At 63.3% G+C, this 12,763-nt stretch carries 10 protein-coding genes; 9 read left to right on the plus strand and 1 reads right to left on the minus strand.

Annotation, left to right across the window (positions count from 1 at the left end; genetic code table 11):
• The 8 genes from QM659_RS11875 to QM659_RS11910 all read left to right on the plus strand — a co-directional run.
• On the plus strand, nt 1–615 hold a 615-nt coding region (locus tag QM659_RS11875), incomplete at its 5' end, for an ABC transporter substrate-binding protein (RefSeq protein ID WP_415188570.1).
• Nucleotides 616–1,056: 441 nt separating this feature from the next.
• Nucleotides 1,057–2,160 carry a microcin C ABC transporter permease YejB gene (locus tag QM659_RS11880; protein ID WP_127077922.1) on the plus strand — a complete coding sequence of 368 codons (1,104 nt, stop codon included), beginning with the start codon at nt 1,057–1,059 and terminating at the stop codon, nt 2,158–2,160.
• 3 nt (nt 2,161–2,163) lie between these two features.
• The gene (locus tag QM659_RS11885) at nt 2,164–3,306 is read left to right on the plus strand and encodes an ABC transporter permease (protein ID WP_415188571.1); all 1,143 of its coding nucleotides are present in this window, start codon (nt 2,164–2,166) and stop codon (nt 3,304–3,306) included.
• A 4-nt stretch (nt 3,307–3,310) separates the two neighbouring features.
• The gene (locus QM659_RS11890) at nt 3,311–4,981 is read left to right on the plus strand and encodes an ABC transporter ATP-binding protein (RefSeq protein ID WP_415188572.1); all 1,671 of its coding nucleotides are present in this window, start codon (nt 3,311–3,313) and stop codon (nt 4,979–4,981) included.
• Nucleotides 4,982–5,165: 184 nt separating this feature from the next.
• Entirely contained in the window at nt 5,166–7,253 is a 2,088-nt protein-coding gene (locus QM659_RS11895) for a 3-hydroxyacyl-CoA dehydrogenase NAD-binding domain-containing protein (RefSeq protein WP_415188573.1), read from the plus strand.
• Between the two features lie 99 nt (nt 7,254–7,352).
• Nucleotides 7,353–8,126 (plus strand): SDR family NAD(P)-dependent oxidoreductase, encoded by a 774-nt coding sequence (locus tag QM659_RS11900; protein ID WP_127077914.1) that lies wholly within the window; start codon nt 7,353–7,355, stop codon nt 8,124–8,126.
• Between the two features lie 5 nt (nt 8,127–8,131).
• The gene (locus tag QM659_RS11905; RefSeq protein ID WP_415188574.1) at nt 8,132–9,181 is read left to right on the plus strand and encodes a phosphotransferase; all 1,050 of its coding nucleotides are present in this window, start codon (nt 8,132–8,134) and stop codon (nt 9,179–9,181) included.
• Between the two features lie 54 nt (nt 9,182–9,235).
• Nucleotides 9,236–10,489 carry an acyl-CoA dehydrogenase family protein gene (locus QM659_RS11910; protein WP_415188575.1) on the plus strand — a complete coding sequence of 418 codons (1,254 nt, stop codon included), beginning with the start codon at nt 9,236–9,238 and terminating at the stop codon, nt 10,487–10,489.
• A gap of 15 nt (nt 10,490–10,504) precedes the next feature.
• Here QM659_RS11910 and QM659_RS11915 read toward each other — a convergent pair whose 3' ends face one another.
• Nucleotides 10,505–11,014, minus strand: a complete 510-nt coding sequence (locus QM659_RS11915; RefSeq protein ID WP_415188576.1) for an NUDIX hydrolase — start codon at nt 11,012–11,014, stop codon at nt 10,505–10,507.
• A gap of 126 nt (nt 11,015–11,140) precedes the next feature.
• Between QM659_RS11915 and QM659_RS11920 the strand changes: the two genes are divergently transcribed.
• Nucleotides 11,141–12,532 (plus strand): carotenoid oxygenase family protein, encoded by a 1,392-nt coding sequence (locus QM659_RS11920; RefSeq protein ID WP_415188577.1) that lies wholly within the window; start codon nt 11,141–11,143, stop codon nt 12,530–12,532.
• The last annotated feature ends 231 nt before the right edge of the window (nt 12,533–12,763 follow it).

Raw genomic sequence — 12,763 nt, forward strand, 5'->3', positions numbered from 1 at the left:
TCGGGCCGCTTCCGGCCGAGCATCCGCGAGGCATCCCGGCTTCTCGACGAGGCGGGCTGGAAGCTCGACGGCGGCGTCAGGAAAAACGCGAAGGGCGAGATACTCGAATTCGAGTTCCTGATCGACGATCCGGTCACCGAGCGCATCGTCGGCCCCTACGCGGGCAGGCTGTCCGATCTCGGCGTGAAGGCGACGCTGCGCCGCGTCGACCCTACGCAGGAGCAGGAGCGGATCAGGCGCTACGATTTCGACATCAGCACGCAGCGCTATTCCCTCTCGCAGACGCCCGGCCCGGAGGTTCGCGCCTTCTGGAGCAGCGAGGCGGGCAAGGAAGACGGCAGCTATAATCTTTCCGGCATCGCCGATCCGGTCGTGGACGTGCTGATCGACAAGGTGCTTGCGGCGAAAAGCCGTGACGAACTTCGTACCGCGTGCCGCGCGCTCGACCGCGTGCTTCGCGCCGGGCATTTCTGGGTGCCGCAGTGGTACAAGGCAGCTCATAACATCGCGATGTGGGACAAGTTCGCGCGTCCCGCCGTGAAGCCCGCCTACGATCCGGCCATTCTCGATACGTGGTGGTACGATGCGGAGAAGGCGGCAAAGCTCGGAGGATAAACGGAAGCATAAGCCGATCCGGCCTGCGCCAGGGTGGCGGCGACTCCCCTAAAAGGCAAGTCTATCCCTTGCGATTGCGGGCATCGTTTCATACGCTATCTGATCTGCAAATAGCTGGAAACGATAATGCTTCAGCTCATGCTTGCAAGACACCGAAAATCGTTAAGGGTATATTACCGTCATTTACCATAGTGGAGATATATGGGGCGCATGCCATGATTAGCGGACATAATCCCGCGCCATGCCAAGCGCCTCAGGCCGAAAGGAAGAGGCAAGCGCCCTATCGCACCATGGCAGTGAACGCGTAACCGATGCGCGCCGCGTGACGCCACCCGTGAACGGGCCGTCACGGCCTTGATATTCTGGCGAGCGCGATCCGCCGCAGAGCCGCGAACGAAGTCGCGCCAGCGGAGGTCGTGCTCCAGCAAACAACAGGGAAAGATGACCGCATATATCGTCCGACGCCTGGCCCTGATGGTCCCCACGCTGCTCGGCATCATGCTGATCAGCTTCATCATCATCCAGTTCGCCCCCGGCGGCCCGATCGAGCGCATCATCGCGCAATTGCAGGGCACGAATGTCGATGCCACCGCGCGCATCGGCGGTTCGTCCACCGGCGATTTCTCTAAGATGGCGGCGCCGGGCCAAGATGCGGGCGGCGGCTCCTATCGCGGCGCGCGCGGCCTTGATCCCGAACTCATCAAGAGCCTCGAAAAGCAGTTCGGCTTCGACAAGCCGCCCGTCGAGCGCTTCCTGCACATGATGACGAGTTACCTCACCTTCGACTTCGGCCAGAGCTATTTCCGCGACGTGAGCGTCCTTCAGCTCATCAAGGAAAAACTGCCGGTGTCCATCTCCATCGGCCTGTGGCTGACGCTGCTCACCTATCTGATTTCGATTCCGCTCGGCATCCGCAAGGCCGTGCAGGACGGCTCGCGCTTCGACGTGTGGACGTCGACCGTCGTCATCATCGGCTACGCGATCCCGAGCTTCCTGTTCGCGATCTTCCTCATCGTGCTGTTCGCGGGCGGCTCCTTCCTCGACTGGTTCCCGCTGCGCGGCCTCGTCTCCGACAATTTCTCGCAGCTCTCGTGGCCCGAAAAGATCCTCGATTATTTCTGGCATCTTGCGCTGCCGATCACCGCAATGGTTATCTCGTCTCTCGCGACCATCACCTTCCTCACGAAGAATTCGTTCCTCGACGAAATCAGGAAGCAATATGTGATGACGGCGCGGGCGAAGGGCCTCACCGAGACGCGCGTGCTTTACGGGCATGTGTTCCGCAACGCGATGCTGCTCGTGATTTCGGGCTTCCCGGCGGCGTTCATTTCGGCGTTCTTCACCAACGCGCTCCTGATCGAGACGATCTTCTCGCTCGATGGCCTCGGCCGCCTCTCCTTCGAGAGCGTGCTCAACCGTGATTATGCCGTGGTGTTCGCCACCCTCTACATCTTCTCGGCCATCGGCCTTTTGCTCAACCTGGTGTCGGACCTCGTTTATACATGGGTCGATCCGCGCATCGATTTCGAGACGAGGGAGGTCTAGGCCATGGACATTCGTGTCGAACGCGCGGCGGACGCGCCCGCAGAAACCGCGCCGACGGAAGCCGCCGCTCCCGTGACTGAGAAACGTGGCCTGTTCCACCTGTCGCCGCTGAACCGGCGGCGCTGGAGCATCTTCAAGGCGAACAAGCGAGGCTTCTACAGCTTCATCCTCTTCACGATCCTGTTCTTCGTGACGCTGTTCGCCGAGTTCATCGCGAACGACAAACCCTTTCTCGTGAAATATGACGGCGCGATCTATACGCCCATCTTCAAGATGTACACGGAGAAGCAGTTCGGCGGCGAGTTCGAAACCGAAGCCGATTACCGAGACCCCGAAGTGAAGCGCCTGATCCAGGAAAAGAACGGCTGGATGGTGTGGCCGCTCATCCCGTACAGCTATCGCACGATCAAGCTCGACCTGCCGGTGCCCGCGCCCGCGCCGCCGTCATGGGAAAACTGGCTCGGTACCGACGATCAGGGCCGCGACGTGCTCGCGCGCGTCATCTACGGCTTCCGTATCTCGGTGCTGTTCGGCCTGTTCCTCACCATCTTCTCCGCTCTGATCGGCGTGACGCTCGGCGCGATCCAGGGCTATTTCGGCGGCTGGACCGACCTTTTGATGCAGCGCTTTATCGAGATCATCGGATCGCTGCCAAGACTCTACATCCTTCTGATCCTGTCGGCGATCCTTGCGCCGGGCTTCTGGTGGCTTCTGTTCATCATGCTGCTGTTCGAGTGGACAGCCTTCGTCGGCCCGGTGCGCGCGGAGTTCCTGCGCGGGCGCAATTTCGAATATGTGCGGGCCGCTCGCGCGCTCGGCCTGTCTAACGTGCAGATCATGTTCAAGCATATCTTGCCGAATGCGATGGTTGCGACCGTCACCTTCGCGCCGTTCATCCTCGGCGGCGCAATCACGGCGCTGACGGCGCTCGACTATCTCGGTTTCGGCCTGCCTCCCGGCTCGCCCTCGCTCGGCGAACTCCTTCAGCAGGGCAAGCAGAACCTTCAGGCGCCGTGGCTGGGCCTCACCGCGTTCTTCGTGATCGCGCTGATGCTGAGCCTGCTCGTCTTCGTCGGCGAGGCCGTGCGCGACGCGCTCGACCCGAGGAAGACGATGCGCGTGAACCATATCGCGACGGGGAGCTAGGCCCATGACCGACACGCAAGCGACGCAAGCGGCCCCGGCCGAATCCGCGCCCGCCGAAGCGCCCCTGATCGAGGTGCGCAACCTTGCCGTGAAGTTCAACGGAACCGCGCCGGACGTCTTCGCGGCGCGCGACGTCTCCTTCGACATCAGGAGGGGCGAGACGCTCGCGCTCGTCGGCGAGTCCGGCTCCGGCAAGACGGTCTCGGCGCTTTCGATCCTGCGTCTTCTGCCGGTCGGCGACGCGACGAACCCCATCGGCGAAATCTGGTTCGAGGGGCAGGATCTCCTGAAGGCGAAGGAGGCGGACATCCGCCGCGTGCGCGGCAACCGCATCTCCATCATCTTTCAGGAGCCGATGACGTCGCTCAATCCGCTGCATACGGTCGAGAAGCAGGTCGGCGAGGTGCTGAAGGTCCATAAGGGCATGTCGAATACGGCGGCACGCAAGCGCACGCTCGAACTGCTCACCAAGGTCGGCATCCGCGATCCCGAAAGCCGCCTCGGCGCCTATCCGCATCAGCTTTCCGGCGGCCAGCGGCAGCGCGTGATGATCGCCATGGCGCTTGCAAACGAGCCGGACCTGCTCATCGCCGACGAGCCGACAACCGCGCTCGACGTGACGATTCAGGCGCAGATCCTCGACCTTCTGAAAGACCTTCAGCGCGAACTCGGCATGGCGCTCCTGCTCATCACGCACGACCTCGGCATTGTCCGCAAGATGGCGGACCGCACCTGCGTGATGAAGGACGGCGTGATCGTCGAGCGCGGCCCGGCGGAGGAGGTGTTCACCAATCCGCAGCACGCTTACACGAAACAGCTTCTCGCCGCGCAGCCCAAGGGCGAAGCGCCGCCGCTCGACGAAACCGCGCCCGTCGTGCTGAAAGCCGACGACGTGAAGGTGTGGTTTCCGATCAAGCGCGGCTTCCTGCAAAAGACGGTCGATCACATCAAGGCGGTGAACGGCGTCTCGTTCAAGCTGCGCGCCGGGCAGACGCTCGGCATCGTGGGCGAATCGGGCTCCGGCAAGACCACGCTCGGCCTCGCCATGCTGAGGCTCATATCGAGCGAAGGGCAGATCGTCTATGCGGGCAAGCGCATCGACGGGCTGAAGTCGCGCGAGATGCGCCCGCTTCGGCGCGAGGTGCAGATCGTGTTCCAGGACCCGTTCGGTTCCCTCAGCCCGCGCCTTTCGGTCGGCCAGATCATCGAGGAAGGACTTCTCATCCAGAACCCCGGCATGAGCCGCGAGGAGCGCCGCGCGCGTGTTTCTGCCGCGCTGGATGAAGTCGGCCTCAAGCCCGAGTGGCAGGACCGCTACCCGCACGAGTTTTCCGGCGGCCAGCGCCAGCGCATCTCCATTGCGCGCGCCATGATCCTGGAGCCGCGCTTTCTCATGCTCGACGAGCCGACAAGCGCGCTCGACGTGTCTGTGCAGGCACAGATCGTGGACCTCTTGAGCGGCCTCCAGAAAAAACGCGGCCTTGCCTACCTCTTCATCAGCCACGACCTCAAGGTGATGCGCGCGCTCGCGAGCTACGTCATCGTGATGCGCAACGGCGTGGTGGTAGAGGAAGGGCCGACGCGGGAAATCTTCGAACATCCGAAGAGCGACTACACGAAGGCGCTCATCGCCGCCGCGCTCGATCACCGCACGCTCGCCGTTCAGGCTGCCTAGGAACGGCGAGCGGTGCCGCCCGCTCTACGCGCATGGTCTATCTATCCCGGCCGCCGGCTTTGTGGCATGCGCTGGCGCGACCTCTGACGCGACCCGTTGGACGTTGACGGTTCCCTCCCGCAACCGGTAATGTTCAGAGTGGCCGAACAATAGAACGAACATAACGATTCCCCCGGGAGAAATGATGGCCCGAAGTCCCGTAAGATACGAAACGAAGGACGGCGTCGGTGTCATTACCGTCGACAACCCGCCGCTGAACGTCGTCTCGAACGAAGTGCGCGACGGGCTCATGCTCGCCATCCGCAAGGCAGAGGCGGACCCTGTCGCGAAGGCGGTCGTCCTGATCGGCGAGGGGCGGAATTTCGCCGCAGGCGCGGACATTTACGAGCTGACGCATCCTTACTCGGGCGCCGACATCAACGACATCGGCGCGGCTCTCGAAGATCTGCCGAAACCCGTGGTGGCGGCGCTTCACGGCACTCCCGTTGCGCGCGGTCTCGAAGTCGCGCTCGCCTGTCATTACCGCATCGCCGCGAAGGACGCTTTCCTCGGCCTGCCCGAGGTGAAGGTCGGGCTTCTGCCGGGCGGTGGCGGCACGCAGCGGCTGCCGCGTCTCGTCGGCGCGAAGGCCGCGCTCGACATCGTCATTTCCGGCGACCTCGTCCCGGCGGCGAAGGCGAAGGCGATCGGCCTCGTCGATGAGGTGGTCGACGGCGACATTCTCACCGCCGCCATTGCTTTCGCGAAGTCGAAGTCCGTCCTTGCCAAGCATCCGAAAACCCGCGAATTGAGCGCCAGGATCGCACCGGATCGCGGGTCGCATCTGTTCGAGGAGCGGCGCGACGAACTGCGCCGCCGCCAGCCGTTTCAGCACGCGCAGTTCCGCTGCGTCGATTCCATCGAAAGCGCAGTACACCTGCCGTTCAGCCAAGGCTTGAAGCGCGAGCGCGAGCTTTTCAACGAGGCGCTCGACGACGACCAGAGCAAGGCGCTGATCCACGCGTTCTTCGCCGAACGCGAAGCGGCCAAGATCCCCGGCTTTCGCACCGACGTAGCCCCGCGCGAGATCAGAAGCGTGGCGGTCGTCGGCTCGGGCCACATGGGCGGCGGCATCGCCATGGCGTTCGCCAATGCGGGTTTCCCGGTCATCGTGCTCGACCGCGATCAGGCGGCCTTGTCGCGCGGGCTGTCCGTCGTCGCGAAAAACTATGAAAGCATGGTCCGGCGTGGCCGTCTCGATCAGCCGGGCATGAACAAGCGCCTGAGCGCGATCCGCAGCGTGGTCAATTACAAGGATCTCGCCGACGTCGATCTCGTGGTGGAAGCCGCTTTCGAGGATATCGGCATCAAGGAGCAGGTGTTCCGCGACCTCGACCGCGCCTGCAAGAAGGGCGCGATTTTCGCATCCAACACATCGACCCTCGACATCGACGAAATCGCAGGCTTCACGCGCCGCCCCGGCGACGTGATCGGCATGCATTTCTTCTCGCCCGCCAATGTGCAGCGCCTCGTCGAGGTTGTGCGCGGGAAGCAGACGAACGCCGACGTGCTCGCTACCGCCATGACGGTTGCGAAAAAGATCGGCAAGATCGGCGTCGCGGTCGGCAATTGCGACGGCTTCGCTGGCAACCGCATGCTGGAGAAATATGTCACCGAAGCGATGATCATCCTCGAAGAGGGCGCAACGCCAGCCGAGGTGGACACGGCGCTCACGCGCTGGGGCCTCGCCATGGGGCCGTTCGCCGTCTTCGACCTGACGGGCATCGATGTCAACTGGCACATCCGCCAGCGCCGCCTCAAGCAGGGCAAGCCCTACGGTTCGGCGCTGCTCGACCGCTTCTACGACGCCGGGCGCTTCGGACAGAAGACCGGCAAGGGCTTCTACCGCTACGAGACCGGCAGCCGCGCGCCGCTTCCCGACCCGGAGGCGGACGCCATCATCGAGGCGTATCGCCGGGAAGTCGGCCCGCGCGTGAAATCGGTTTCCGAACAGGAGATCGTGAAGCGCACGATTTATGCGCTCGTGAACGAGGGCGCGAATATCCTCGACGAGGGCGTGGTCTATCGCTCGGGCGACATCGACACGATCTACATCAATGGCTACGGCTTCCCCGCCTGGCGCGGCGGTCCGATGAAATACGCGGAGCTGCGTGGTCTCGCCGAGGTTCTCTCCGATCTCGACATCTTCCATATGCGGTTCGGCGACCGCTGGAAGCCAGCACCGCTTCTGAAATCGCTCGTCACGGCGCGCAAGCCGAAATGGCCGCGCTGACGATGTAGCGGCAAACGCATGTTTTGAGCGGCGCAGATGCCGCTTCGCAACAAATAATAAAGTGGCGGCGCAAGACCGCCTCAACATTGGGGAAGCGTCATGGGTCTGTTCGACCTGACTGGCCGCGTCGCGGTGATCACCGGATCGTCGCGCGGCATCGGCCGTGCCATCGCGCTGGAAGCGGCGCGAGCGGGCGCGAGCGTGGTGGTCTCGTCGCGCAAGCTCGACGCCTGCCAGCGTGTCGTCGATGAAATCCGCGAAAGCGGTGGCCGCGCGACGGCTGTCGCCTGCAATGTCGGCGTGAAGGGCGATCTCGAAACGCTCGTCGCGCATGCGCTTCGCGAATATGGCCGCATCGACGTTCTCATACCCAATGCCGCCATCAACCCCGCCTACGGCCCGTCGTCCGAAGTATCGGATGAGGTGTGGAACAAGGTTCTGACCACGAATCTCACCGCGACCAACTGGCTGTGCCAGCTCGCGCTGCCGGGTATGGCGGAGAACGGCGGCGGCTCGGTAATCCTGCTGTCGTCGATCGTGGCCACCGTCGGCGCGGCCAATATCGGCGTCTATGCGATATCGAAGGCGGCGGAAGCGCAACTCGCGCGCAATCTCGCCGTGGAGTGGGGACCGCGCGGCATCCGCATCAATTCCATCGCGCCCGGCGTGGTGAGAACCGATTTTGCAAAGGCTTTGTACGAAAATCCAAAGGCGGCGGCGACGGTGGCGAACATGACGTGCCTCAAGCGCCTCGGCGAGCCCGAGGACATCGCCGGCGTGGCCGTGTTCCTCGCGTCTGACGCCGCACGCTACATCACGGGCCAGTTCCTCCTCGTGGACGGCGGCGCATCCATCTTTACCCCCATCGGGTGATCATCATGGCAGAACTCATCGACATTCCCGAAGGCCACCGTTTCGACGAGGCGAAACTCCGGCACTACCTCAAGCGGCATCTCGCGGATTTCGTAGGCGATCCGACGATCCAGCAATTCCAGGGCGGGCAGTCGAACCCCACCTTCCTCATCACGACCGCATCGCGAAAGTATGTCTTGCGGAAGCAGCCGCCGGGCAAGCTCCTGCCGTCCGCGCACGCCATCGACCGCGAATATCGCGTGCAGATGGCGCTGAAGGACACGCCCGTGCCGGTCGTCTCGATGCAGCTTTTCTGCGAAGACCCGTCCGTGATCGGCACGCCGTTCTATGTGATGGACTATTACCCCGGCCGCATCTTCGCGGACAACAAGCTGCCGGAACTCGGTCAGAACCAGCGCCGCGAGGTCTACATTGCCTTCGCCGAGACGCTGGCCGCGATCCACGAGGTGGATTTCCGCGCGCTGGGGCTCGCCGATTTCGGGCGCACCGATGGCTACGCAGCGCGCCAACTCAAGCGCTGGACCGAGCAATACGAGGCGTCGAAAACCGGGCCGAACGAGGCGATGGACAATCTCATCGCGTGGCTCGACGCGAACCTGCCTGCGGAGGATGCCCCCGCGCTCACGCATGGCGATTACAGGCTCGACAACGTGATGTTCGAAGTCGATGCGCCGCATGTCATTGCGGTGCTCGACTGGGAGCTTTCGACGCTCGGCAACCCGCTCGCCGACCTGGGGTACGTGTGCATGGCCTACCGGACGCCGAAGGATCTGCCGGTGCTGAAGGGATTGAAGGGCGTCGACCTTGCCGCGCTCGGCATCCCGTCCGAGGAAGAAATCGTCGCGGCCTATTGCCGCCGGGCGGGCCGCGACCGCGTGCCGGATCTCAGCTTCTTCATCGCGCTGTCGTTCTTCCGCTTCGCCGCCATCGCGCAGGGCGTCTATGCACGCTTCCTGCAGGGCAACGCCGCCGACAAGCGCGCGCCGCTCGCCGAGCAGGCCGCGCAAGTGCTCGCGCAGGAGGGCTGGAAGATCGCGGCGAACGCGGGGAACTGAACGCCGCATCGAAACAATAGTAACGGTAACGGGGAAACGACCAAGGGGCGACACGTGGCGGACATATTGCAGCTTTCTCCCGAGGCCGCCGAATACAAGGCGCGGCTCGAACGCTTCATGGACGAGCATGTGTATCCGAGCGAGGCGGCGCTGTTCGAGACGGCGGACACGCAGGAAGACCGCTGGGAGCCGCTTGCGCTCATGGAGGAACTGAAGGCGAAGGCGCGCGCGGAGGGGCTCTGGAACCTGTTCCTGCCGGACAGCGAGCTTGGCGCGGGCCTCTCGAACCTCGACTACGCGCCGCTCGCGGAAATCATGGGCCGCTCGCACTGGGGGCCGGAAATCTTCAATTGCAACGCGCCCGACACCGGCAACATGGAAGTGCTGGTTCGCTATGGCACGGAAGAACAGAAAAAGCGCTGGCTGAAGCCGCTGCTCGACGGCAAGATCCGCTCGGGCTTTGCGATGACGGAGCCGAAAGTGGCGTCGTCGGATGCGACCAACATCGCGATTTCCATCGTGAAGGATGGCGGCGACTACGTCATCAATGGCCGCAAATGGTGGACGTCCGGCGCGGGCGACAAGCGCTGCAAGATCCTCATCCTGATGGGCAAGACCGACCCGGACAATCCAGACCGCCACCGCCAGCAGTCCATGATCCTCGTCCCGATGGATACGCCGGGCGTGAAGAAGGAGCGCATGCTGCCGGTATTCGGCTATCTCGACGCGCCGCACGGCCACGGGCAACTCTCCTTTCACGACGTGCGCGTGCCGCAGGAGAACGTGATCCTCGGCGAGGGACGCGGCTTCGAGATCGCGCAGGGCCGCCTCGGTCCGGGCCGCATCCACCATTGCATGCGCACCATCGGGCGGGCGGAGCGCGCGCTCGAAAAGATGTGCCGCAGGCTCGATGCGCGCGTCGCGTTCGGCAAGCGCATCTCGGACCAGACCGTGTGGATGGAACGCATCGCGGAAAGCCGCATGATGATCGACCAGGCGCGGCTCCTCACGCTCAAGGCCGCGTATATGATGGACACGGTCGGCAACAAGGCCGCGCAGGCGGAAATCGCGATGATCAAGGTCGTCGCGCCGAACATGGCGTGCAAGGTGATCGACTGGGCGATCCAGGCGCATGGCGGCGCGGGCGTATGCGACGATTTCGGGCTTCCTTACGATTACGCGACGATCCGCACGCTTCGCATCGCGGACGGCCCGGACGAGGTGCACCGCAACCACGTCGCGAAGATCGAGCTTCGGAAATATCGCGATCCGGGCGTCGAGCGGCATCGGAAGCAGTCGGGGGATTGACTGTAATCGCGGGGCTTAGAGGTAGAATCGCTTCACGAGCGCCGAAAGATCGCCCTTCGCGGCCTCACCCGCCTCGATGCGGTTGAGGATTTCGCGCGGGCTGAGCCAGAATGACTCTACGAAATCGTCCCGGTTGTAGTCCGGCGTCTCGTCGCCGCGTATCTCGTAGACCTTCATGAACTGGCGCGGGCGAACGCCGCCCGGCGCCGGCGTGAGGTAGGCAAGAAGCCTCCATGGCACTTCTGCAATATCGATCCTGAGTTCTTCGAGCGTCTCGCGGGCGAAGGCTTCATCGTAGGTTTCGCCGCTTTCGACGTGGCCGCCGACGCTCATGTCCAGCGCGAGCGGAAAGATGCGCTTGTGCGCCGTTCTCCGCGGAGTCCAGATCTCTCCGTTGCCGTTGACCAAGAAAGCGTTGATCACCCGAAAATTATGCAGATTTTCCGCATAGATTTCGGAACGCGGCCTGCTTGCGACGACGATGTCATTTTCGTCGACGAGGTCGAGGATCTCATCCGTTTGCATACGGATCGTTTAGCAGAGGGCGACCCGTTTCTCAAGACATACTTATCCAGTTCTTGATGGGCTTCCCGTTTCATTGCACGGGCGGAACAATCGTATTGCACGGCAGGTTGAATGTGCGGGAGACACATGAAACCGATGCAAGATCGAGTCGAGCCGCCCTTCTGGATGAAGGGCAATTTTGCCCCGGTGACGGAAGAAATCACCGCATTCGACCTTCCGGTCGACGGCGCCATACCGCCGGAGCTTTCCGGCCTCTACGTCCGAAACGGCGCAAACCCGCGTCACGGCCAGTCGAGCCACTGGTTCTTAGGCGACGGCATGCTCCACGGCATCGCGATCGAGGGCGGCAAGGCACAGTGGTATCGCAACCGCTATGTGCGCACGCCGATCTACGAAGGCGCGCCGCGCACTTTGCTTTCCGGCCTCGACATTCGCTATGCACTCTCCAACACGAGCGTGGTCGCCCATGCGAACCGCATCATGGCGCTCGTCGAAAACGCGCTGCCGATGGAGATTTCGCGGGAGCTTGAGACGCGCGGCTTCAATGATTTCGGCGGGCGCCTCGCGACGTCCTGCACCGCGCACCCGAAGATCTGCCCGGTTACGGGCGAGATGCATTTCTTCGGCTATCGCGTGATTCCGCCCTACCTCACCTATCACGTGGCGGATGCTGCGGGCGCGCTCGTCCGCAGCGTCGAAATCCCGGTCAAGGCCGCGACCATGATTCATGATTTCGCGCTGACGGCGCGTCACGCGATCTTCATGGACCTGCCAGTGGTGTTCGACATGCCGACGGCCATGACTGGCAGCACGATGCCGTTTCACTGGAGCGAGAGCCATGGCGCGAGGCTCGGCGTGCTTCCGCGCGGGAGTGGCGCGGATGCGCTGCGTTGGATCGATATCGAGCCGTGTTATGTCTATCACGTCGCGAACGCCTTCGAGGAGGCGAACGGCGCCATCGTTCTCGACGTGGCTCGCTATGACGAACATTGGCGCGGCGGCCCCAAGCGCAATGCCTTCGACACTGCCGCGCTTACGCGCTGGCGTATTCCGCCGGGAGCGACGCGCGCCGAGGAAACGCGCCTCGACGATCGCAGCATCGAGTTCCCCCGCATCGACGATCGCCGCACGGGCCTTGCGCATGGCATCGTCTATGCGCTCGCGACCGAAGGGAGCCTCGCCGATGGCGTCTTCACCGAACTTCTGAAATACGACCTGAAAAGCGGCCGCGCAGACCGGCGCCCCTTCGACGGCGAACTTCCGAGCGAGTTCACGATGGTTTCCCCAGCAGAGGCAGCGGGGGAGGACGAAGGCTGGCTCATGGGCTATGTTTACGACCGTGCGAGCGCCAGGAGCGATCTCGTCATCCTCGATGCGGGCGACATCGGGGGCAAACCCGTCGCGCGCGTTCGCCTCCCCGTTCGCGTGCCGCAGGGCTTTCACGGCACATGGATCGCATCGGAGCCGCGGAAGCGCGACACCGCCGCCTTTCCTTGGAGCTGGATCGGATCAAATTGAGCCAACCTGATCGGTGAGGCGAGTTTGCTCTCTGGAATCATTCGCAGTTCCGCCTTGAAAACGCCCAGCCCTTGAGCAATGGTCGCGCCGGGTTAAAGGTTCGGAGACGCGATTTGCATAAGTGATGGGCATCGAATACCCGCGCATAAGCTTTTGAGAACGCGGGAGGCTGCCATTGTTTGCCTTAGGGTCGAGGCGCGAATCGCTCCATTGTGCGCAGGTGGGGATGCC

It is taken from the genome of Rhodomicrobium sp., assembly GCF_047605405.1.
GTDB classification, from domain to species: Bacteria; Pseudomonadota; Alphaproteobacteria; order Rhizobiales; family Rhodomicrobiaceae; genus Rhodomicrobium; species Rhodomicrobium lacus.